This is a genomic window from Paramesorhizobium endophyticum, from assembly GCF_014640615.1.
Classification (GTDB): Bacteria; Pseudomonadota; Alphaproteobacteria; order Rhizobiales; family Rhizobiaceae; genus Paramesorhizobium; species Paramesorhizobium endophyticum.
Genome location: NZ_BMHH01000077.1, coordinates 1 through 859 on the forward strand (window position 1 = coordinate 1; position 859 = coordinate 859).

1 protein-coding gene is annotated in these 859 nt (G+C 63.1%); it reads left to right on the plus strand.

Going from position 1 to position 859, the window contains the following annotated elements; translation table 11 throughout:
- Positions 1-39: 39 nt before the first annotated feature.
- A partial coding sequence (locus IEX53_RS23625) for an IS4 family transposase (protein ID WP_188826612.1) occupies positions 40-859 on the plus strand: 820 nt, incomplete at its 3' end.

Genomic DNA, 859 nt, shown 5'->3' on the forward strand with positions numbered 1-859 from the left:
GTTTCGCGGCGTTCTGGACACGAGCGGGAGATCAATATCATGCGCCACGAGAATAGCGTTTTTCACGGTGTCCTGAAGCATATTCCCTGGGGGGTGTTCGACGGGCTTGTGGATAAGCACAAGGCCGACCGCCGCGTCAGGCGGCTCGATACGAAGAGCCAGTTCCTGGCGCTCGCGTTCGGGCAGCTCTCGGGGGCGGGGTCCTTGCGTGAGATCGAGGCGGGGCTGATGAGCCATGAAGCCCGTCTCTATCATTTGGGCGCCAAGCGCCCGGCCCGCTCGACCCTGGCCGACGCCAATGCCAAAAGGCCGGCGGCGGTGTTTGCGGAATTGTTCGGCCACATGGCTGCCTGTGCCAGCCGCCGCACGCGCCGTCATGTGGCCGATGCCGTGCGCATCCTCGATGCCACACGGATCCAGTTATCCCCGCTCAGCAGCGGCTGGGCCGATACGGTCAAAGGCAAGCAGGCCGTCAAGCTGCACGTCGCTTACGACCCGCATGCCGACGTCCCCCTCGATGCCGTCGTCACCAGCCAAAGGGTCAACGACATCACCCCGGCCAAGGCGATGCCGATCGAACCGGGCGTGACCTATGTCTTTGATCTTGGATATTATTCCTTTGCCTGGTGGGCCGATCTCGATGCCAGGGGCTGTCGCTTCGTTTCCCGCTTCAAGAGCCATACCCACCTTGTCGTGACGGCTGAGCAGGCAGTTTCGGAAGACGGCGATATCCTGTGCGACCGCATCGGATTTCTGCCGCAGCGCATGGCGGCCACGCGCCGCAATCCCATGACCGATCCGGTGCGCGAGATCGCCGTGCGCATCCAGACCGGCAAGATAATCCGCCTGATCACCAACG